The organism is Borrelia anserina Es (assembly GCF_001936255.1).
GTDB lineage: Bacteria > Spirochaetota > Spirochaetia > Borreliales > Borreliaceae > Borrelia > Borrelia anserina.
This window is the reverse complement of sequence record NZ_CP013704.1, coordinates 380,887-402,044: the sequence shown is the minus strand read 5'-3', so window position 1 is coordinate 402,044 and position 21,158 is coordinate 380,887. Positions and strand designations below refer to the sequence as shown.

Genomic DNA, 21,158 nt, shown 5'->3' with positions numbered 1-21,158 from the left:
ATAATAAATTAACATGATATAAGAGTTTATTATAAAGGGAAGGAATGCCCTTATAGCTCAGAGGTAGAGCACCACCATGGTAAGGTGGCGGTCGTCGGTTCAAGTCCGATTGAGGGCTTTTATAGTCAGGAGTGTTATTATGGGCAAGAAAAAAGGCAAAGGTGCTGTCGAGCTTATAGCTTTAGTATGTGAAGAAACAGGAATTAGAAATTATACGACTACTAAGAATAGACGTAATAAGCAAGAAAAATTAGAGTTAATGAAGTATTGTCCAATTCTTAGGAGACATACTCTTCATAAAGAAGGTAAAATAAAATAATTAGAGTAATAGGTCAGTAGTTCTAATGGTAGAACAGTGGTCTCCAAAACCGCTTGTTGGGGGTTCGAATCCCTCCTGGCCTGTTGTTTGTATTGTTAAAGAGAGGCTTTTAAATGTTTAAATTTGTTAAGGAAAGTGTTTTAGAACTTAAAAAAATAACATGGCCTAAATATAGTGAGGTAATGAGCAGCGGAAAACAAGTTTTTTGGTTGGTTGTTTTCATTTCTATTTTTTTAGGTATAGTAGACTATATTATGTATCTCGCTATAACTTATGTATTTTAAGGAAAGTGTATGTCCAGGGCCTGGTATGTATTGCAAACTTTTTCTCAATATGAGAAAAAAATAGAACAAGAGATAAGACTTTTAATCAATGAAGGTGTTTTTGGTAATGATGTTCTAGATGTTAAGGCTCCTATTGAAAGGGTAGAAGAGATAAAGAATGGAAAAAAGCGGATACGGGAAAGGAAAATTTGGCCAGGATATATTCTTATTGAGTTAGACCTTCCTGAGCAGGACTGGAGGAGTACAGTAGCTAGAATTATTAAGATTCCAGGTGTTGTGAATTTTGTTGGCACCAATAAAGAACAAAAACCTCTTCCAATTAGCGATGAAGAAGTTAAAAATGTTTTTATGCTTACTGGCGAGATTAAGGCAGATAAGTCTATTTTTATACTTTATGATTTTGAAGAGGGTGAGAGAGTTAGAATTAAGGGAGGACCTTTTGATTCGTTTGAGGGTGTCATTGGATCTATTGATTATGAAAAGAAAAAATTGAAAGTTGCGGTTCAAATTTTTGGGAGATCAACTCCTGTTGAAGTTGACTTTCAGCATATAGAAAAAATTTAGTAATTAAATAATATTAATCAAAATTAATGGGAGCTTAAGGGCGTTATTACCATAAGGAGTTGTTATTTATGTCTAAGAAAAAGAGAGGAATTGCTTGGATTAAGCTTCAGGTTCCGGCTGCTCAAGCCGCTCCAGGAGCTAAGATAGGTCAAGCTCTTGGGCCTCATGGTGTTAGTGGTCCTCAATTTGTTAAGGAATTTAATGAGAGAACGGCTAAGATGGAGCCAGGGATTGTTGTGCCTGTTATTATTACTGTTTACAGCGATAAGAGTTTTTCATTTATTGTAAAAACTCCACCAGCTTCAGTTTTGATTAAGAGGGCTGTTGGAATAGAGACAGGTTCTAAAAAATCAAACACAGAAAAAGTTGGTATTATATCAAAAGAAAAAGTAATGGAAATTGCAAGGCTTAAAATGCCTGATTTGAATGCAAAAACTGAACTGGCAGCGTTTAAAATTATTGCAGGAAGTGCTCGTTCTATGGGTGTTGAGGTGGAAAAATAATGGCTAAGAGTGGAAAGAAATATATTCAAGCGCTATCTAAGATAGATAAGCGTAAATCTTACAGTGTAGATGAGGCAATATCCTTATTAAAGGAAATTACATTTGTTAAGTTTGATGAGACCATAGATGTATCTGTTAATCTTAATTTAAAGAAGAATCATACAGTTAGAGATACAGTTGTTTTGCCAAATCAGTTTATGAAAGAGAAACGAATACTTGTTTTTGCAAAGGGTGATAAAGCTGAGGAGGCAAGGGAAGCTGGCGCTGCTTATGTTGGAGATGATGATCTTATTAATAAGATTAAAGGAGGTTTTACTTCTTTTGATATTGTTGTTGCAACCCCTGATATGATGAAGGATGTGGGGAAGCTTGGTCCTATTTTGGGTAAGCGGGGATTGATGCCAAATCCTAAGACGCAAACGATTACAAATGATTTAAAGAGTACTATAGGTAGTCTTAAGAAAGGACGTACAGAATTTAGGGCAACTAAAAATGGTGTGATCAATTTTTCTGTTGGTAAGTCTTCTATGGATAACAAGAAGATAAAGGAAAATTATGATGAATTCATTAAAGAATTACTTAAAAGGCGTCCGAGTGATTTAAAGGGTACTTTTGTGGATAGTGTTTATCTTTCGTCTACCATGGGGCCTTCTGTAAAGATTGATTTTGTTTAGGAGTTGAGTTATGCATGTAAAGATAAATCCTAAAAAGGTTGAAATGTTTAATTCATTGAAAGAGTTTTTAGATGGTAAGGATAATATTTTTTTTCTAGATTATAGGGGATTAACAGTAGCAGAACTTACTGAGTTGAGAAATAGAGTTGAAAGTGAAAAAGGTGAGTTAAAAGTTGTAAAAAATAATATAATGAAGCGGGTTTTAAAAGACAAACATATTAAAGATCTTGATTCTTATCTTTTAGGACCGACAGCTGTTGTTACTGCTATTGATGAGGCTAATGTGATTGCAAAAATTTTTTACGAGTTTACGAAAACTAGTACTTTAAAGGTTAAGGGAGGCTTTGTTTTAGGAGAGGTTTATGATGAGGTTAAGCTTAATGCGTATAGTAAACTTCCGACCAAGAAAGAAGCCATTTCTTTATTTATGAGTGTGCTTAAGGCACCAATTTCAAAGCTTGCGAGAACTTTGAAGGCTTTATCTGATGCTAAAGTTTAATCATAACAGTGTTAGTCTTAACAGAGTGCATGCTATCACTGTTTAAAATAATATAAAAGGAGTTAAGTTAATATGTCACTAAGTAAAGAAGATATTTTAACATGGCTTGAGGAAGCTAAAACAGCTGAAGTTGTTGAGCTTATAACAGCTATTGAGGAAAAATTTGGGGTTACTGCTGCTGCAGTTGCAGTTGCTGCTGGGCCTGGTGGTCTTGATGCTGATGGTGCTGAAGAGCAGACAGAATTTGATGTAATGCTTATTTCTTTTGGAGACAGTAAAATAAACGTTATTAAAGAAGTAAGAACTATTACTGGACTTGGACTTGGCGAAGCTAAAGCCTTAGTTGAAGCTGCTCCTAAGGCAGTTAAAGAAGGTGTTTCAAAAGCGGATGCTGAGGAAATAAAGAAGAAACTAGAAGCAATTGGTGCAAAAGTTGAAATTAAATAAAACATTAGCAATATGCCAAATTTATTATTCCACATGTCATTTATTGGCATGTGGTTTGTTGTGTCTTAAAAAAGGAGTCTTTCAATGATAAAAAGAGTTCATCTAGGACAAGGAAAGGCCAAAGAAATCTTAGACTTACCTGACCTAATAGAAATACAATTAAGTTCTTATGAGAAATTTTTACAACTTGAGAGATTAAAAAATAATAAGCCTTTGCTTAATGAAGGCCTTGAATCCGTTTTTAGAGATGTTTTTCCTATTAAAAGTGGCAATGGTGAAGTTGTGCTTGAATATGAAAAATATTATGTTGAGTATGATTCTATTAGTTTTACTGAAAAAGAGTGCAAGAGAAAGGGGCAAAGTTATGAGGCTGTTTTAAAGATAAGATTAAATTTGCAGTTTTTAACAACAGGAGAAATAAGACAAAAGGATGTCTATATGGGGACTATTCCTTTGATGACTGACAGAGGAACATTTATTGTTAATGGTGCTGAAAGGGTAATTGTATCGCAAATTCATAGGTCTCCTGGGGTTGTTTTTTACAAAGAAAAAGATTTGTATTATGCTCGTATTATTCCTTATCGTGGTTCTTGGTTGGAGTTCGAAATAGATTCAAAGAGAGATTACCTTTATGTTAAGATAGATAGAAAAAAGAGAATACTTGTTACGCTCTTTTTAAGAGCTTTAGGTCTTGATACTAGAGAAAAAATAATTGAAACTTTTTATAAGGTTAGGAGAATTGAAGTAAATGAAGATGCCAAAAGAGAAATTACAGGGCAATATTTAGCAGTTAACATTACTATAAAAGAAAATATGACTTATCGGGCGGGTGATAAGATAACTTTGCAAGATGTTGAAGATTTCTTACAAAGTGGTCTAAAAGAAATAGATCTTATTGATTTTGATGGATATGATAGTGTTCCTGGTAAACATTTTATTAGCTCTGATGTCATTTTGAATTGTTTTGAGAAAGAAGATGCCTACTTTTCTTTAAAGGATGGATTTAAAGAGCTTTCAAGGGAATCTGTGATGCTTGCAGTTTATAGTGTGCTTTTGCCTGGTGAGCCCATATCTATTGATAGTGCTGAGAATGATTTAAGAACTGTATTTTTTTCAGAGAAGAGATATGATCTTGGTCGTGTAGGACGATATAAGCTTTCTAAAAAGTTTGGTCTTGATGACTTAACAACCTCAGTTCTTACTATTACAGATATAGTAAATACTATATCTCATCTTTTAAGAATATATGATGGTCATGATGTTCTTTATGATATTGATCATCTTGGAAATAGAAGAGTTCGTTCTGTTGGTGAGTTGCTTACGAATATATATAAAGGTGCAATGGCCAGAGTAGAAAAAATTGCGAAGGATAGAATGTCTAATAAAGAAGTGTTTAATCTTAAACCCCAAGAATTAATAAGTGTTAAACCTATTGTTTCTGCTGTCAAAGAATTTTTTGCAACCAGTCAGCTTTCACAATTTATGGATCAGGTTAATCCTTTAGCTGAATTAACACATAAAAGGCGTCTTAATGCTTTGGGTCCTGGGGGACTTTCAAGGGATCGCGCAGGTTTTGAAGTAAGAGATGTGCATTATACTCATTATGGCCGAATGTGTCCTATTGAGACTCCTGAGGGGCCAAATATTGGTCTTATTGTTTCTTTGGCTACTTATGCAAGGGTAAATGATTATGGGTTTTTAGAAACCCCTTATAGAAAGGTGGTTAACGGTAAGATTACTGATGAAATCGAATATTTATCTGCGATTGATGAGGAAAAAAAATGTATTGCTCAGGCGAATGCTGCTGTTAATTCTGAAGATAACTACATTAATGATCTAATTTCTGTTAGAGTGTCTGGTGATTATACTACAATGATTCCTAAGAATATTGATTATATGGATGTTTCGCCTAGACAATTAATTTCTGTTTCTTCAGCATTAATACCTTTTCTTGAACATAATGATGCAAATCGTGCTCTTATGGGTTCAAATATGCAACGTCAAGCAGTGCCCTTGCTATTTCCACAACCACCTATTGTTGGTACTGGTATGGAAAGGATAGTTGCAAAGGATTCTGGTGTTGTTGTTAAGGCCAAAAGATCAGGTATAGTTGTATTAGCAACTAGCCAAAAAATAGTGATCAGGCCTGATAACATGCTTGATGAAAATGATTTGGATGAATATGAACTTGCAAAGTATGATAGGACCAATCAAGATACTTCTTTTAATCATTCAGTTTTAGTTAAAGAGGGTCAGGTAGTTGATAAGGATGAGATAATAGCTGATGGTCCTGCTACTAGGTATGGAGAGCTGGCGCTTGGAAATAATCTATTAGTTGGATTCATTCCTTGGAATGGATTTAATTATGAGGATGCTATATTAATCTCTGAGAGGATTGTAAAGGAAGACCTTTACACCTCGATTCATATCAAAGAATTTAGTATTGAGGTAAGGGAAACTAAACTTGGACCTGAGAAAGTTACAGCTGATATTCCCAATGTTAGTGGAAAGATATTAAATAAACTTGATGAAAATGGAATTGTACGCATAGGAACTTATGTAAAGCCGGGTGACATTTTGATTGGTAAGGTTACGCCAAAATCAGAGGGAGATATTACTCCTGAATTTAAGCTTTTGACATCCATTTTTGGAGAGAAAGCAAAAGATGTTAAGAATAATTCACTCAAAGTTCCACATGGTACTGAAGGTACTGTAATTGATGTTCAAAGAATTACTAAGGAGGATGTTGGTAACCTTCCGCCTGGTGTTGATGAGATATTGAAGGTTTATGTTGCTAAGAAAAGGAAACTTAAAGAAGGTGATAAAATGGCAGGGAGGCATGGAAATAAGGGTGTAGTTGCAAAGATTCTTCCTGTTGAAGATATGCCATATCTTGCAGATGGAACTCCTCTTGATATATGTTTGAATCCTCTAGGGGTTCCATCTCGTATGAATATTGGACAATTAATGGAGTCTCAGCTTGGTCTTGCTGGTAAATATCTTGGTGAGTATTATAATGTTCCTGTTTTTGAGTCTGCTACAAATGAATGCATTCAAGAAAAGTTGAAAAAGGCCGGATTTAATGAAACATCAAAAGCAGTTTTATATGATGGTTATACAGGAGAGCCATTTGAAAATGAGGTGATGGTTGGAGTTATATATATGCTTAAACTTCATCACCTTGTTGACGATAAGATGCATGCAAGGTCTACGGGACCTTATTCACTTGTATCTCAACAACCTCTTGGAGGAAAGGCGCAGTTTGGTGGTCAAAGACTTGGAGAGATGGAAGTTTGGGCACTTGAAGCTTACGGAGCTGCTCATACTCTTCAAGAGCTATTAACGGTAAAATCAGATGATATGTCAGGTAGGGTTAAGATATATGAAAATATTGTTAAAGGTATTCCTACCAATGTATCTGGAATTCCTGAGTCTTTCAATGTCTTAATGCAGGAACTAAGAGGTCTTGGTTTTGATTTGTCAATTTATGATGATAAGAGTAATCAAATTCCTTTAACAGAAAAAGAAGAGGAATTAATTAATAAGACTTAGGTTTTGAGGGTTTTATGAAAGAGATAAAAGATTTTGAAAAGATAAAAATAAAGATAGCATCTCCTGATCAGATTAGGAGTTGGTCTTATGGAGAAGTTAAAAAATCTGAAACTATTAATTATAGAACTTTAAGACCTGAGAAAGATGGTCTTTTTTGTGAGAGAATTTTTGGAACAACTAAAGAATGGGAATGTTATTGTGGAAAGTTTAAGTCAATAAGGTATAAAGGTATTATCTGTGATCGTTGTAATGTTGAGGTGACTCATTTTAAAGTTAGGCGTGAGAGGATGGGACATATTGAACTTTCAGCTCCTGTTGCTCATATCTGGTATTATAAATATATTCCTTCTAGAATTGGTCTTTTACTTGATATTACAGCTTCTAATTTGAACTCTATTCTTTATTATGAAAAATACATCGTAATTGAACCAGGTGATACTGACCTTAAGAAGATGCAGCTTTTAAATGAAGATGAATACTCTGAAGCAAAAGAGAGATATGGTATGTCTTTTAGTGCTTCAATGGGTGCTGAGGCAATTAAAACTTTACTTGAAAATCTTGATCTTGATGAACTTTCATCTAAGCTTAGACTTCAAATGATCGATAAAGATGATAAAACGGATAAAAAACTCTTAAGGCGTCTTGAAATTATTGAGAATTTTAAAGTTTCTGGAAATAAGCCAGAATGGATGATTATGGATGTTCTTCCTGTTATCCCTCCAGAAATTAGGCCGATGGTTCAGCTTGACGGTGGAAGATTTGCAACTTCTGATCTTAATGATCTTTATAGGAGAGTAATAAATAGGAATAACCGGTTAAGAAAACTTCTACTCCTTAATGCACCTGAAATTATCGTCAGAAATGAGAAGCGCATGTTACAAGAGTCAGTTGATTCTCTTTTTGATAATTCACATAAGAGAAAAGTTGTTAAAGGTACATCCAATAGACCTCTTAAATCTCTCTCTGACGCATTAAAGGGTAAACAAGGTAGATTTAGACAAAACCTTCTTGGAAAGAGAGTTGATTATTCAGGCCGTTCTGTAATCGTTGTTGGACCTGAGCTTAAGTTGCATCAGTGTGGTATTCCTGCGAAGATGGCGCTTGAACTTTTTAAACCATTTGTAATTAGAAAATTAATTGAGAGTGAATCTGTTTTTAATATAAAGAGAGCAAAAAGTTTAATTGAACAAGAAGTAGATGAAGTATGGCAGATTTTAGATAACGTTATTAAGGAGCATCCTGTGCTTTTAAATAGAGCTCCAACGCTTCACAGGCTGGGAATACAAGCTTTTGAACCAGTATTAGTTGAAGGAAAGGCAATTAAACTTCACCCTCTTGTTTGTCATGCATATAATGCTGATTTTGATGGTGATCAGATGGCTGTACATGTTCCTTTAACACCTGCAGCACAGGCCGAGAGTTGGGCTTTGATGTTGTCAACTAATAATTTGTTAAATCCTGCAAACGGTCATCCTATTGTATTTCCATCTCAAGATATTGTGTTAGGTCTTTATTACTTAACTATGGAGAAAAAAAATGTAGTTGGAGAAGGACGTAAATTCTCTAATTTTAATCACGTTATTCTTGCAATTAATAATAAGAGTTTAGACTATAATGCACGGATTTATGTGAAAGTTGATGGTGAGTATATAGAAACCACAACAGGACGTGTTGTATTTAATGAGGCTTTACCGGGGAAGATTTCATTTGTAAATAAAACCCTTAGTGATTATGAGTTACAGAACTTGATTTCTGAAGTTTATGTTGTGTATGGTTCCTCTATTGTAATTGAGATGTTGGATATTATTAAGGAACTTGGATTTAAATATGCTACTAAGTTTGGATGTACAATAAGTATGAGTGATATTATTGTACCTGAAGAGAAGAAAGTATATGTGGATAAGGCTAATAGAGAAATTTCAAAAATTCAGAATGATTATACTAAAGGTGTTATTACCGGAGAAGAGAGATATAACAATGTTATTTCTGTTTGGTCAAAAACAAATGAAGAGCTTACCAATAAGATGATGGAAGTTCTTAAAAAAGATAAAGATGGGTTTAATGTAATTTACATGATGGCTGATTCTGGTGCTCGTGGAAGTAGAAATCAAATAAGACAGCTTGCAGGTATGAGGGGATTAATGGCTAAAACCTCTGGGGATATTATTGAACTTCCAATTATTTCTAATTTTAAGGAAGGACTATCTGTCATAGAATTCTTTATTTCTACAAATGGTGCAAGGAAGGGGCTTGCTGATACAGCTCTTAAGACGGCAGATGCTGGGTACTTAACGCGACGGTTAGTGGATATTGCTCAAGATGTTGTTGTTAGAATAGAAGATTGTGGAACTATTAATGGTATAAAGGTTGAGGCTTTAAAGAATGGAGAGGAAATAGTTGAACCTTTGAGAGAAAAGGCTGTTGGAAGTTATTCAATTGAGAGAATAAAAAGTCCTATTACTGGTGAGATTGTTTTGGATGTAAATGAAGAGATTACAGAGGATAAAATAAAGTTGTTAGAAACTATTGGTATTGACAAGCTTGTAATTAGATCTGTTTTGACTTGTGAGGCTGAGCATGGAGTTTGTCAGAAATGTTATGGACGAGATTTCTCAAATAATAGGCCTGTCAATATTGGAGGAGCTGTCGGTATAATAGCTGCTCAGTCAATAGGCCAGCCAGGAACACAGCTTACCATGAGGACTTTTCATATTGGGGGAGTTGCACAGGCTGGCAGTGAAGATGATAAAATTGCACTTAAGAACGCTTTTATTCTTAATGGGATAGAGGGATTTAATGTTCAGATTGATGGCGAGTTGCTTTTTACAAGGAAAGGAACTTTAAAAGTAATCAATGTTATTCATGAGGAAGATATTAAGGGAATTAAAGAACTTAAGGTATTAGATTCTCAAAAAGTAATTAAGGGAATGCCTTTATTCGTAAATGAGAGTGGTGTTGAAGTGTTATCATCTCATATTGGTTATATTAAAATTAAAGATGACAAACTAATGATTGTTTCTGAGGAACAAGAAATATCTCTAAAGGCTGGTACAAGACTTGAAATAAATGTAGGTGATTATATCGAAGCTGGGCGTATAATTGGAACATTTGATCCATTTGCAGAACCAATTATTGCTGAAGTTAAGGGAAAAGTTAAGTTTAAAGATATTATTTTAGGGACAACACTTAAAGAGGAGATAAATCTTGAAACAGGCAATATTGAAAAGCGAATTACAGATCAAATTTTTGAGTCTCTTGATCCTAGAATTTTAATCATCAATGATAGAGGAATGGAGATTGCATCTTATGTTCTTCCTGGAGATGCTTATCTTCAAGTTGAAGATGGACAAGATATTAATATAGGAGAGGTCATTGCTAAGCTTTCTAAAGGTTCTGAGAAAACTCAAGACATTACTGGTGGTCTTCCTAGAGTTAATGATTTATTTGAAACAAGAATTCCAAAGAACTTAACTGAGATGGCTAAGGTGAGTGGAGTTGTCCAGTTTAAAGCAATTCAGAAAGGTAAAAGACTTATTAATATTTTAGATGAGTATGGAGTTGAGCATAAGCATTATATTCCTGCTGGAAAACATCTTTTAGTTAGGGATGGCGATATTGTTAAGGCTGGAGATATGCTTTGTGATGGAAGGATTAATCCTCATGATGTTCTTGAAATTCTTGGTGGGATTAGTTTGCAAGAGTTTTTATTAGCAGAAATTCAGGATGTCTATCGAAAGCAAGGTGTAAGTATTAATGATAAGCATATTGGTGTGATCATTAAGCAGATGATGAGAAAAGTTAAGATTGTGTCTGTAGGTGATACTAATTTTGTTTATAATCAAAAAGTGGATAAACATACTTTTTGTGAGCAAAATAGAAGGGTTATTGAGCAAGGTGGTGAGCCTGCAGTAGCTAGTCCAATTCTTATTGGAATAACAAAGGCGTCTCTTAATATTGATTCGTTTATTTCAGCTGCTTCTTTCCAAGAGACAACTAAGGTGCTAACAGATGCTTCAATTGCAGGTAGTGTTGATGATCTTAAAGGTCTTAAGGAAAATGTTGTAATTGGACATTTAATTCCTACCGGAACAGGTATGAATTTATATAAAAGGGTTAATGTGAAGGAAAATTCAAGCTCTGAAGTTTAGCTTGAAAATAAATTATATATTTGATACCATTTATTGGTAAAATTAGGAAAAGGGGAGCATAGATGCCTACAATTAATCAACTAATTAGGAAGCCAAGAAAGAGTCAAAAAGAAAAGACAGCATCTCCTGCGCTTCAAAATTGTCCTCAAAGGAGAGGAATTTGTACTCGTGTAATGACAGTAACGCCTAAAAAACCTAATTCAGCTTTAAGAAAAGTAGCCCGTGTTAGGCTTTCAAATGGATTTGAAGTAACAGCTTATATTCCAGGAATTGGTCATAATTTACAGGAACATTCGGTTGTTCTGATTAGAGGTGGACGAGTTAAAGATTTGCCAGGTGTTAGGTACCATATCATCAGGGGAGCTAAGGATACTCTTGGTGTTAATAATCGAAAGCAAGGTCGTTCTAAATATGGGACTAAGAAACCAAAAGCTTAAGAGGTATAAATTGTATGTCAAGAAAGAGTAAAAAAATTAAGAAAAAAGTCTTTAGAGATTCTAAGTATGATTCTCAGGTAATTGCTAAATTTGTAAATAGAATGATGTATGATGGCAAAAAATCTGTCAGTGAAGCTATAGTTTATAATTCAATTGATATGCTTGCAGAAAGGATTGAAGAAGTTGATAAGATTGTTGCTTTTAGTAAGGCTTTGGATAATGTTAAACCACTTGTAGAGGTTAGAAGTAGAAGAGTTGGTGGTGCCACTTATCAAGTTCCAGTTGAAGTTAGAGAGGAAAGGCGTGAAGCATTGGCAATGAAGTGGATTATTTCAGCTGCCAGAAAGGCAAGTGGAAAGTCAATGCAAGAAAAGTTAACAAATGAACTTATTAATTCTTATAATTCAACAGGTGCTGCTTTTAAAAAGAGAGAAGATACTCACAGAATGGCAGAGGCAAATAGGGCTTTTACACACTATAGATGGTAAGAAATAGGACAACTTTTTTAATACTTTTAATATTGTGAGTTTGATTAATTTTAGATATAATTGATCAGGAGTTCGTGTATATGTTAAAAAAGGTTGTTTTATGTATTTTGATTGTGGGTTGTTCAGGTTCACAAGATCAAGCTTCATTATCTAAGACTGTTTCTCTCATTGTTGATGGAACTTTTGATGATAGGGGTTTTAATGAGAGTTGTTTTAAGGCAACGTCTCAAATTAGGGAAGATTTTAAAGTCAACATAATTCAGAAAGAGTCCAAAGTTTCTGACTACGTGGCAGATATTGGAGGAATGGAAGAAAGTGGTTCTAGTTTAATTTGGGGAGTCGGTTTTAAGTTTACAGATATTTTTTTGCAAAAGTCTCTTGAAAATTCTAATGTGAATTATGGGATTGTTGAGGGTTCTTACTCAGGAGATGTCAAGTTGCCCGACAACTTGGTGAATGTGAATTTTAGATCTGAGGAAGGAGCGTTTTTAGCTGGGTATATAGCTGCTAAGACATCTAAGACAGGTAAGATTGGATTTTTAGGTGGAATGGATGGTGTAGTTATTAATTCATTTAGATATGGATATGAAGCTGGTGCTAAATATGCAAATAAAGATATTGAATTGAATTCCCAATATGTGGGGACATTTTCTGATCTTTCACTTGGACGTTCAATAGCAAGTAAGATGTATGCTTCTGGAGTTGACATTATATTTGCAGCAGCAGGTCTTTCAGGGCTTGGTGCTATTGAGGCCGCTAAAGAACTTGGAGCTGGATATTATATTATTGGAGTTGATCAGGATCAATCATATCTTGCGCCTGATAATGTTTTAATGTCAGTTATTAAAAATGTCGGAAGTTATCTTTATGAAATAACAAAGGACTATTTGGATACAAATAATTTTGATGGTGGAAAAGTATTAAACTTAGGTCTTAAAGATGGTGCACTTGATTTGATTTTTAATAATCAACTGGTAAATATGGATTTAATAAAGGATTATGATTCCCTTTCAGAGATTAAAGATAAAATCATTGGTGATGAGATTGAAGTTCCCAAGGATGAAAAATCTTATAATGCCTTTGTTGTTAGTCTATCAAATAAGAGTTGAGATGATGATAGAGGTGCAGGTCTTTTGTATGTGAATAAATTTATGTTGTTCATTTCTCTTGTGTTAACTTTAGGTTATAGCAAGAAGTTATCTACTTCTTGTTCTTTGCAAAGGCCTGCAATTTCTCTGATAGTTAATGGAACTTTTGATGGCAAGTCATTTGGTGGAGATGATTGGAATAGTTTTCAAATGCTAAAAGAGAATTTTGGAGTCGAGCTTGTTGGAGAGGCTTCAACAAGCTCTGCTTATGATAATGATTTAGAAGCTCTTAAAGATAAAGGTTCTACAATTATCTGGGGAGTTGGTTTTGTTCTCCAAGAGGTTATTCAACAGGCAGCTGTGCTTAATAAGGATGTTAATTATGGATCTTATTGATGTTACTTATGGGGATAACGTCAGTTTTCCTGATAATTTGCTTAGCCTCTCATTTAAAGTTTAAGAGGCTTCATTTTTAGCTGGGTATATAGCTGCTAAGACATCTAAGACAGGTAAGATTAGATTTTTGGATGGAATGGATGGTATGGTTATTAATTCATTTAGATATGAGTATGAATCTGTTGCTAAATATGCAGATAAAGATATTAACTTAAATTATCAGTATTTGGGATCATTTGTAGATTTATCTTTAGCTAGAACTATTGCTTTAAGGATGTACGGAGATGATACTGATGTCATATTTTTAAGCAGCAGGCCTTGCAGGTCTTGGGGTTATTGAGGTTGCAAAGGAACTTGGAGCTGGATATTATATTATTGGGGGTTGATCAGGATCAGTCATGTCTTGCGCCTAATAATGTTTTAATGTCAGTTATTAAAAATGTCGGAAGTTATCTTTATGAAATAACAAAGGACTATTTGGATACAAATAATTTTGATGGTGGAAAAGTAAAAATTAGGTTATTAGAGATGGTGCTGTGGTGTTATTAAGCATGGTGTCAGAATCAAGGATGACATGAGAATTAAGATTGAGGCTATAGAATATGAAATAGTTAGTGGGAATATTTTGATTTCAAACAATCTTGATGAATATAATAAGTTTTTAGATATTTATAACCCATTGAACTAATTACTTGCTTTAAGAGTAGGTAATTCATTGGTATTTCTTTTTTAAATTTACCTTTACCTTTACTTTTATGTAAGGTAGATTTAAATATTTATGACTGGGTGCTTTTTTTTATTGATAGTTTGCTTAGATATTTTTATTTTAAAATTTAAAAATGTTTGCATTTGTTTTATGAGGAGAGGATGGTCTGTGTTAAAAAATTTATGTTTTATGATTTTATTTGGTTTTTTATTTGTGTCTTGTTTTTCTTCAGGAGAATCTTCTTCTGTTATTGATAAGCAAGTTGTTATGGGAGTTGTGGCTCAAAGTAATTTTGATGATGAGGGTTATCTTCAAAGTGCTTTTGAGTCTGCTGTTAAAATAAGGAATGAGTTTGGAATTAAACTTGTTCCAAAGGTTTTAACACCTTATCCTGTTGAAGGTAAAAGATTGATGACATCTGATGAAGTGTTAGCAGAAGATGTTTATTCATTACAAAAGGATGGTGCCAATCTTATTTGGTTTATTAGTGCTCGTTTTTCTGATTCTGCAGTAAGGTTTTCTCATGAGAATCCGAATATTTATTATGGGATTATAGATCCTTTTAATTACAATAATGTTCTAATTCCTAAAAATTTTTTGGCTATTAATTTTAAATCTGAGGAAGGAGCGTTTTTAGCTGGATATCTTGCTGCTAAGATGAGTAAGAGAAATAGGATTGGATTTGTTACTGGCGTTAATGTTGGTTATGTCGAGAGATTTTTAGTTGGATTTAGGGCAGGAGCTTTTTATGCAAATCCCAAGACAAGAGTAATTTTAAAGAGAATTTTAGATGAAATGAGTAAGGATAATGGTAGATTTGTGGCTGAGCGTATGTACATTGATGATGGTGTTGATGTTATTTTTCCTGTAATGGGTCCTGCTTCGCTTGGTGTGTTTGATGCTGCAAAGCGTCTTGGAGATGGCTATTATGTTGTTGGAGTTAACAGAGATCAGTCGTACCTTGCACCTGGAAATGTTATTACTTCTGTGATTAAGGATGTAGGGAAGGTAATATATAATTTTTCGTTGGATGTTATAAAAATTCGAGCATTTCATGGTGGCAGGATCATTGAAATGGGAATTAAGGATGGTGTTGTAGATGTTGTTAAAGATCCTAGTATTATTGGTAATAATTTGTTTGATGCTCTTACAAAGATTCAGACTGAGATAGTTAATGGTACTCTTATTATACCTTCTACTGAATATGAACTTGATTTATTGAGAACAAGGTTATAGACTTTGTGATTACATTAGCTTAAAGGAAAATATATTTGAGAACTTTATTTTTAATTTTATGTGTTTTTTGTTTTGCATGTTCTGATTCTAAATTTGGTGGTAGGCTTATTAAAGTAGCTGTTTTAGTGAATGAACCTTTGATGACGCGTCTTTTAATGGAAGTGCTTGGAAAGGTGTTAAGGAGTTGAAAAAAGAATTCGGGTTGAAAATAGTTATGAAATAATCTAATGCAAGTTCCTATTTAGCTGATCTTGAATCATTAAAGATTGATAGTATAGGTTTTACTGGTTAATTGGATATGAGTTTAGTAATTTCGCTATTATTGTTGCTTTAGAGAGTTCGGAGATTAAGTATGCAATTATTGATCCTGTTTATGGTAGTGATTTAGTAATTCCTGAGAACTTGTTAGCCATAACTTTTAGAACTGAAGAAGGAGCATTTTTGGTAGGCTACAATATTATTTAGTTAATGTGAATAATTATTAAAAATATATTTGCATATTCTCTAAATATTAGAGGGGCTTAGGTTTTCATGCCTAAGCTTTTTTAATTTTTAGTTTATCAATCTGTTTTTATAATTTATAGTTTTAATTAACCCATCTTGATTAGACGTTTATTAGCTTTAAAATTATGCTTAGTGTTAAAACTTTTGGTTTTAAGTCTCATTTTGTTATTATAATAATGTATAATGAATAGAAGTTGATTGATATTTATTTTTCAGAGGTTTAAGCATTGAATAAGAGTGTGTTTCCTAAAATTTACTATTACGATCAGGATTTCATTGATATTTATAATAAAAGTCTTTCCTGGATTCGAGACAAAATCGTTTTTCCTCAGTCTTTAGAGAGGGGTAAAAAGGATAAAAATTATTATTCTGAAAATATTGGATTTATAGATCAGCTTCAAGCTTGTCTTTCTAGCTTCTTTCTTGTTTACAGTAATGGAGAATATTCTCCCACATCTACTATCGATAAATTTTATGAGCTTCAAGAGGCATCTGGTGCAATTAGAGCCCGTTATGATCACAATAATAATGTTGTTCGTATAGAAGGAAATGATGATGGTATTGGATTGCCAATTTTTGCTTGGGTTGAATATAATTTATATCATAAAACGGGTAATAAGAGGCGTATCTATGATGTTTTGCCAGTTCTTGATAAGTATTATAAGTGGATAGAAAAAAAGTTTTTAAGAGTGAATGGTCTTTATTCAATTGATATGAATAAAATTTTTTATAAAAATTCTCCCAGAAAGGATGCTTATTACCCTATAGATTTTAATTCATTTCAGGTGCACAGTGCATATTGTATTGCAAAATTGGCAGATATACTAAATGATAAAAATTTATCCCTTGAATATAAAAAAAGATTTTTTTCTCTTAAGGCTAAAATTAATTCATTGATGTGGGATGAAAAAGATGGCTTTTATTATGATCTTGATGTTAATGAAAATATTGTTAGATGTAAGACAATAGTAGGATTTTTACCACTTCTTTCTGGAATTCCAAGTGAGGATAGGATAGAGAGAATGATTTTTTATTTAAAAAGTCATGAATATTTTGGAACACCCAATCCTTTTCCTACCCTTGCCGCTAATGACCCTAACTTTAATTTAGATGGAAATGGGTATTATGGTTCTGTTTATACTTATATGAATTTTTTTGTTATTAAAGGACTTGAATATTGTAGACGTGCAAATATCGCAAGGGAATTTACAATAAGACATTTGTATTATATACTGGATACTTTATTGCCTGATGGTAAAGTCAAGGGACATATTTGGGAGGCTTATAAGCCAATGAAAGAAGGACCTGCATATTTTGATGTTGAGAAAAAAGTTCTTCCAGAAAAAGATGTTATTTGTTATCTTTCACTTTTTAGTATTAGTCTGATGATAGAAAACATTATTGGACTTACGATTAGTTTGCCCGATAAAACAGTTTACTGGAATATTCCTGCTCTTGAGGTCATGGGCATAGAGAGCCTATCACTTAAGAAGAATCAAACCACAATTATATGTAATAAGGGAAAGAGGGGCTGGGAGATCAAAATGGAATCTGAAAAACTTTACTACTTTACAATAAATATATTGAATAAAAAAGAAAAGACTTTGCCTATACCTTCAGGTAGATGTTCAATGCTTTTAGATAAGCTTTAATTAATAGGTTAGCAAATATTTATTCAAAATTAGAATCTTGGAGATATTGTTATTATGATAGATGTTGTATTTTTAAAAACCTTGCTTAAAGAGAAGAGATATTCTGATATAAAGGAAGAGCTTTTAAAATACGATGCTTTTGATATTAGTGAAGCTTTAAAGAAACTTAGTGGTTCTGATTTGATTTTGCTTTATAGGTTTCTCCCCAAAAAGGTTGCTGTTGAAGCTTTTTCTAACTTTGATCAAGTCACAAAAAATAAATTGGCTAATTCTTTTACAAACAGAGAAATAAGAGAGATGATAGACGAATTAAATCTTGATGATGTTATTGATCTTTTAGAAGAAGTTCCGGCGAATGTTGTGCAAAGGTTTTTAGCAAGTTCTACTGAGGAAAATAGAGAAATTATTAATAAATTCTTGTCTTATAGTGATGACTCTGCTGGTTCAATTGTGACAATAGAATATATTGAACTTAAAGATTATTTTCGTGTTGGAGAAGCTCTTGATTATATTAGGAAAGTTGCAAAAACTAAGGAGGATGTTTATACCTATTATATTACAGATGAAGAAAAACGGTTAAAAGGTGTTGTAAAGATTGATGATTTAATATTGTCTAGTGATAATGTTATTATTTCTGAAATAATGAAGAGTAGCGGATTTTATATTGTAAGAGTTAGTGATGAGAAAGAAGATGTCGCTCTTCTCTTTCAGAATCATGATATCTCGAGTGTTCCTGTTGTCGATAATGAAGGACGAATGATAGGAGTCATTATTATTGATGATATTCTTGAGGTTATTCAGAATTTAAATACGGAAGATTTTCAAATAATGGCTGCGGTTACTCCTTTAGGTAAGTCGTATCTTGATACTTCTATTTTTGACATGACAAAAAACAGAATAATTTGGCTTTTGATACTTATGATATCTTCTACTTTGACTGCCACTATAATTACTAATTATCAGAATTTGTTCTTATCTTTAGTTATTTTAGCTAGTTTTATTCCACTTTTAATGGATACTGCAGGTAATGCTGGTTCTCAGGCATCTGCATTGATTATTCGTGAGCTTGCGCTTGGGACTCTTAAGGTAAAGGATTTTTTTAGGGTTCTACTTAAAGAAGTATGTGTTAGCATCTTAGTTGGTTCAATTCTTGCTAGTGTTAATTTCTTAAGAATTGTACTTTTTGTAATTCCTGAGCATAATGAGAGATTTAGAATAGCTTTTGTTGTTTCTGCATGTTTGATGATAGGGTTGATGGTAGCCAAAGTATTGGGAGGTCTTTTACCTATTTTAGCCAAGTTTGTGAGACTAGATCCAGCTTTAATGGCAGGACCTCTAATTACTACTATTGCTGACGTTGTTACCTTAATTGCTTATTTTAATATAGCGAGCTTAATATTGACTAATTATTTTTAGGTGTATTTCTGGTAGGATTGGAGATAAAATTAGATTGGAGAAAATTTTGAGTGATTGTATTTTTTGCAAAATTGTTAAGAATGAGATTTTCTGTTATAAAGTTTATGAGGATGACTTAGTACTTGCTTTTCTTGATATTAATCCTTTAAATATTGGACATACTCTTGTTATTCCAAAGCAACATAGCAATGATGCTTTGAATATGAGTGATGAACTTAATGGACAGGTATTTAGGGTTTGTAAGCGAGTAGCCCTTTCTTTGAAAAGGTTGGGGTTGGATATTTGTAGTGGAGTTAATATTTATAGTGCAATTGGTTCCGATGCCGGGCAGGTTATTTTTCATACTCATTTTCATGTAGTTCCGAGATTTCAGGGCGATAATTTTGTTTTTACAAAAGATAGTAACATTGAACTTTCAGGAGATGAATTTTTGAATTTATCTAAAAAGATAAGTCAAAATATTGAAGATTTTTCTTAAAGTTAGGGTATGAATTTTTTATTATGTCTGGTGCATTTAAGTTTCATGACCTAATAAAAACATACCTTTCCTGTATTTTTGCAAATGATGTGTTGTTTCTGGAGTATGAATAGATCTTTATTGTTCTTTAGGGATATATTAGGTTTTCTTCTTTGATGTTTGCTAATATTGCTAAATACCGCTTGGATTCATACTTTGCCATGTTTAGATTATGATCTTGATAATTACCACATTCTTTTTCAGTTGCTCCTATAACATTTCCTTGAAAATTTGCGATCTCATGAAAAAGCCAAGATATTAAATCAATAAGATCTTGGCTTTCGTAATTACCTATAAGAATTAAGTAAAATCCAGTTCTGCAGCCCATTGGTCCAAAGTACAGTATTTTCTCAGCCCAGACTTTGTTGTTTCTCAACAGCGTTGCTCCTATGTGTTCAATTGTATGTAGTTCTGCATTGTTGATTACAGGCTCTTTGCCAGGAGTTTTCATCCTAATATCCACAGTAGTGAGTATTAAATTCTCAAATGTATCTTTTCTTGAGATATATATTCCGGGTTTTAATTTTGTGTGATCAATTGCAAAGCTTGGTATCTTATTCATATTTTGAATTCCTTTTTTATTATATCTACAAAATCTAATTTTTCCCATTCTAGTTCATTTTTCCCAAAATGTCCGTATGTGCATGTCTTAGAGTAAATGGCTTCTCTTAGTTTTAATTTTTTGATTATGCCGTTGGGAGTTAGATCAAAGTTATTTATAATAAAACTTAATATTTTTTTTTCATATTCATTGTTACTTATACCTGTGGTTATTTTAATAGATATTGGCTTGGAAATTCCAATAGCATAAGCAAGTTGTATTTCAAATTCTTTAGAAATACCTGCTGCTACCATATTCTTGGCAATGTATCTTGCCATGTAAGCTGCTGATCTGTCGACCTTAGTAGCATCTTTGCCACTATAAGCACCGCCGCCATGTCTGGCAAATCCACCATAACTGTCAGCAATAATTTTTCTTCCTGTAAGACCTGTGTCTCCAGTGGGTCCTCCGATGACAAAATTGCCTGAGGGGTTAATATAATATTTGATATTCTCGTCAAGCATTGATTTGCTTGCAATTGTAGGTTTTATAATTTTTTCAATAATCGTTTGTCTTAAGAAATCTTGAGGGATATCAGGATCATGTTGATGAGAGACAACAATATTATTGATTCTAATAGGATTTTTGTTAGCATCATATTCAATGGTGACTTGGGATTTTGCATCAGGGCGTAGCCATTTAATTTCACCTGATTTTCTGAGTTTGCTAGCTTTTTGCAGGATTAAGTTAGATAGTTCATATGCTATAGGTAAGAAATTTTCAGTCTCATTACATGCATAACCAAAGATTATTCCTTGATCTCCTGCTCCTATATCTTTTGTATTCTTTTTCTCAACTGCATTTGTAATGTCAATTGATTGGGAACCAATTGCATCGATTATTGTAGCGGATTTATAGTCAAGTCCGTATTCTATGTTTGTATATCCAATATTTTTTATTGTCTGTTTTGCAATTTCTTTTACATCTAGTTCATTTTTTGCTTTGCTATTTATCTCTCCTGCTATAACTACTAAGTTCTGTGAAACTAAAGCTTCACATGCGACTTTTGCCATTTTATCTCTTTTGAGTATTTCATCAAGTATAGCATCAGAAATTTGATCTGCAATTTTGTCAGGATGTCCTTCGGATACAGCTTCAGATGTTGATGTTAGATTATTATTAAGCAT

General features: G+C 33.2%; 23 protein-coding genes and 2 tRNA genes. 23 read left to right on the top strand and 2 right to left on the bottom strand.

The features are described 5' to 3' along the window. Nucleotides 1–46: 46 nt before the first annotated feature. The 23 genes from N187_RS01910 (at nucleotide 47) to N187_RS01815 (ending at nucleotide 19,391) form a co-directional block, all read left to right on the top strand. Nucleotides 47–118, top strand: a tRNA-Thr gene (locus tag N187_RS01910). A 21-nt stretch (nucleotides 119–139) separates the two neighbouring features. Then, nucleotides 140–319: a 50S ribosomal protein L33 gene (gene rpmG / locus N187_RS01905; RefSeq protein ID WP_025419582.1), complete on the top strand. Its 180-nt coding sequence runs from the start codon at nucleotides 140–142 to the stop codon at nucleotides 317–319. A 10-nt stretch (nucleotides 320–329) separates the two neighbouring features. Then, nucleotides 330–402 (top strand) — tRNA-Trp (locus tag N187_RS01900). A gap of 30 nt (nucleotides 403–432) precedes the next feature. Then, nucleotides 433–603 (top strand): preprotein translocase subunit SecE, encoded by a 171-nt coding sequence (gene secE, locus N187_RS01895; protein ID WP_025419581.1) that lies wholly within the window; start codon nucleotides 433–435, stop codon nucleotides 601–603. Between the two features lie 9 nt (nucleotides 604–612). Continuing rightward, nucleotides 613–1,167, top strand: a complete 555-nt coding sequence (nusG, locus tag N187_RS01890) for a transcription termination/antitermination protein NusG (RefSeq protein WP_025419580.1) — start codon at nucleotides 613–615, stop codon at nucleotides 1,165–1,167. A gap of 68 nt (nucleotides 1,168–1,235) precedes the next feature. Next, a complete protein-coding gene (rplK, locus tag N187_RS01885; protein ID WP_025419579.1) occupies nucleotides 1,236–1,670 on the top strand; it encodes a 50S ribosomal protein L11 in 435 nt (144 codons plus the stop codon). Then, entirely contained in the window at nucleotides 1,670–2,344 is a 675-nt protein-coding gene (gene rplA / locus N187_RS01880) for a 50S ribosomal protein L1 (protein WP_025419578.1), read from the top strand. The genes rplK and rplA overlap by 1 nt, the downstream gene beginning before the upstream one ends. A 10-nt stretch (nucleotides 2,345–2,354) precedes the next feature. Then, nucleotides 2,355–2,843: a 50S ribosomal protein L10 gene (rplJ, locus tag N187_RS01875; protein WP_025419577.1), complete on the top strand. Its 489-nt coding sequence runs from the start codon at nucleotides 2,355–2,357 to the stop codon at nucleotides 2,841–2,843. 72 nt (nucleotides 2,844–2,915) lie between these two features. Continuing rightward, nucleotides 2,916–3,290 (top strand): 50S ribosomal protein L7/L12, encoded by a 375-nt coding sequence (gene rplL, locus N187_RS01870; protein ID WP_025419576.1) that lies wholly within the window; start codon nucleotides 2,916–2,918, stop codon nucleotides 3,288–3,290. Between the two features lie 84 nt (nucleotides 3,291–3,374). Next, a complete protein-coding gene (rpoB, locus tag N187_RS01865) occupies nucleotides 3,375–6,842 on the top strand; it encodes a DNA-directed RNA polymerase subunit beta (RefSeq protein ID WP_025419575.1) in 3,468 nt (1,155 codons plus the stop codon). Nucleotides 6,843–6,856: 14 nt separating this feature from the next. Continuing rightward, nucleotides 6,857–10,990: a DNA-directed RNA polymerase subunit beta' gene (rpoC, locus tag N187_RS01860; protein ID WP_025419574.1), complete on the top strand. Its 4,134-nt coding sequence runs from the start codon at nucleotides 6,857–6,859 to the stop codon at nucleotides 10,988–10,990. A gap of 62 nt (nucleotides 10,991–11,052) precedes the next feature. Then, nucleotides 11,053–11,427 carry a 30S ribosomal protein S12 gene (rpsL, locus tag N187_RS01855; protein ID WP_011772336.1) on the top strand — a complete coding sequence of 125 codons (375 nt, stop codon included), beginning with the start codon at nucleotides 11,053–11,055 and terminating at the stop codon, nucleotides 11,425–11,427. 14 nt (nucleotides 11,428–11,441) lie between these two features. Continuing rightward, nucleotides 11,442–11,915, top strand: coding sequence for a 30S ribosomal protein S7 (gene rpsG / locus N187_RS01850; protein WP_025419573.1), 474 nt, complete (start codon nucleotides 11,442–11,444; stop codon nucleotides 11,913–11,915). Between the two features lie 80 nt (nucleotides 11,916–11,995). Further along, complete coding sequence (locus N187_RS01845; protein WP_025419572.1) at nucleotides 11,996–13,024, top strand: BMP family ABC transporter substrate-binding protein; 1,029 nt, start codon at nucleotides 11,996–11,998, stop codon at nucleotides 13,022–13,024. Between the two features lie 30 nt (nucleotides 13,025–13,054). Next, nucleotides 13,055–13,399: a BMP family ABC transporter substrate-binding protein gene (locus N187_RS04995; protein ID WP_250637844.1), complete on the top strand. Its 345-nt coding sequence runs from the start codon at nucleotides 13,055–13,057 to the stop codon at nucleotides 13,397–13,399. A gap of 88 nt (nucleotides 13,400–13,487) precedes the next feature. Continuing rightward, nucleotides 13,488–13,739: a BMP family ABC transporter substrate-binding protein gene (locus tag N187_RS04990; protein ID WP_324608760.1), complete on the top strand. Its 252-nt coding sequence runs from the start codon at nucleotides 13,488–13,490 to the stop codon at nucleotides 13,737–13,739. Nucleotides 13,740–13,741: 2 nt separating this feature from the next. After that, entirely contained in the window at nucleotides 13,742–13,948 is a 207-nt protein-coding gene (locus tag N187_RS04970; RefSeq protein ID WP_233275050.1) for a BMP family ABC transporter substrate-binding protein, read from the top strand. A gap of 325 nt (nucleotides 13,949–14,273) precedes the next feature. Then, nucleotides 14,274–15,341 (top strand): BMP family ABC transporter substrate-binding protein, encoded by a 1,068-nt coding sequence (locus N187_RS01835; protein WP_025419568.1) that lies wholly within the window; start codon nucleotides 14,274–14,276, stop codon nucleotides 15,339–15,341. Between the two features lie 35 nt (nucleotides 15,342–15,376). Next, nucleotides 15,377–15,529: a hypothetical protein gene (locus N187_RS04965; RefSeq protein ID WP_233275049.1), complete on the top strand. Its 153-nt coding sequence runs from the start codon at nucleotides 15,377–15,379 to the stop codon at nucleotides 15,527–15,529. A gap of 103 nt (nucleotides 15,530–15,632) precedes the next feature. Further along, the gene (locus N187_RS04960) at nucleotides 15,633–15,806 is read left to right on the top strand and encodes a BMP family ABC transporter substrate-binding protein (RefSeq protein WP_324608759.1); all 174 of its coding nucleotides are present in this window, start codon (nucleotides 15,633–15,635) and stop codon (nucleotides 15,804–15,806) included. A gap of 266 nt (nucleotides 15,807–16,072) precedes the next feature. After that, nucleotides 16,073–17,497, top strand: coding sequence for an MGH1-like glycoside hydrolase domain-containing protein (locus tag N187_RS01825; protein ID WP_025419567.1), 1,425 nt, complete (start codon nucleotides 16,073–16,075; stop codon nucleotides 17,495–17,497). A 54-nt stretch (nucleotides 17,498–17,551) separates the two neighbouring features. Next, nucleotides 17,552–18,913: a magnesium transporter gene (gene mgtE, locus N187_RS01820; RefSeq protein ID WP_025419566.1), complete on the top strand. Its 1,362-nt coding sequence runs from the start codon at nucleotides 17,552–17,554 to the stop codon at nucleotides 18,911–18,913. A gap of 46 nt (nucleotides 18,914–18,959) precedes the next feature. Beyond that, nucleotides 18,960–19,391, top strand: coding sequence for an HIT family protein (locus N187_RS01815; RefSeq protein WP_025419565.1), 432 nt, complete (start codon nucleotides 18,960–18,962; stop codon nucleotides 19,389–19,391). Nucleotides 19,392–19,518: 127 nt separating this feature from the next. Here N187_RS01815 and N187_RS01810 read toward each other — a convergent pair whose 3' ends face one another. Further along, entirely contained in the window at nucleotides 19,519–19,992 is a 474-nt protein-coding gene (locus N187_RS01810) for an S-ribosylhomocysteine lyase (RefSeq protein WP_025419564.1), read from the bottom strand. After that, nucleotides 19,989–21,158: a methionine adenosyltransferase gene (metK, locus tag N187_RS01805; protein WP_025419563.1), complete on the bottom strand. Its 1,170-nt coding sequence runs from the start codon at nucleotides 21,156–21,158 to the stop codon at nucleotides 19,989–19,991. Before metK ends, N187_RS01810 begins: the two co-directional genes overlap by 4 nt.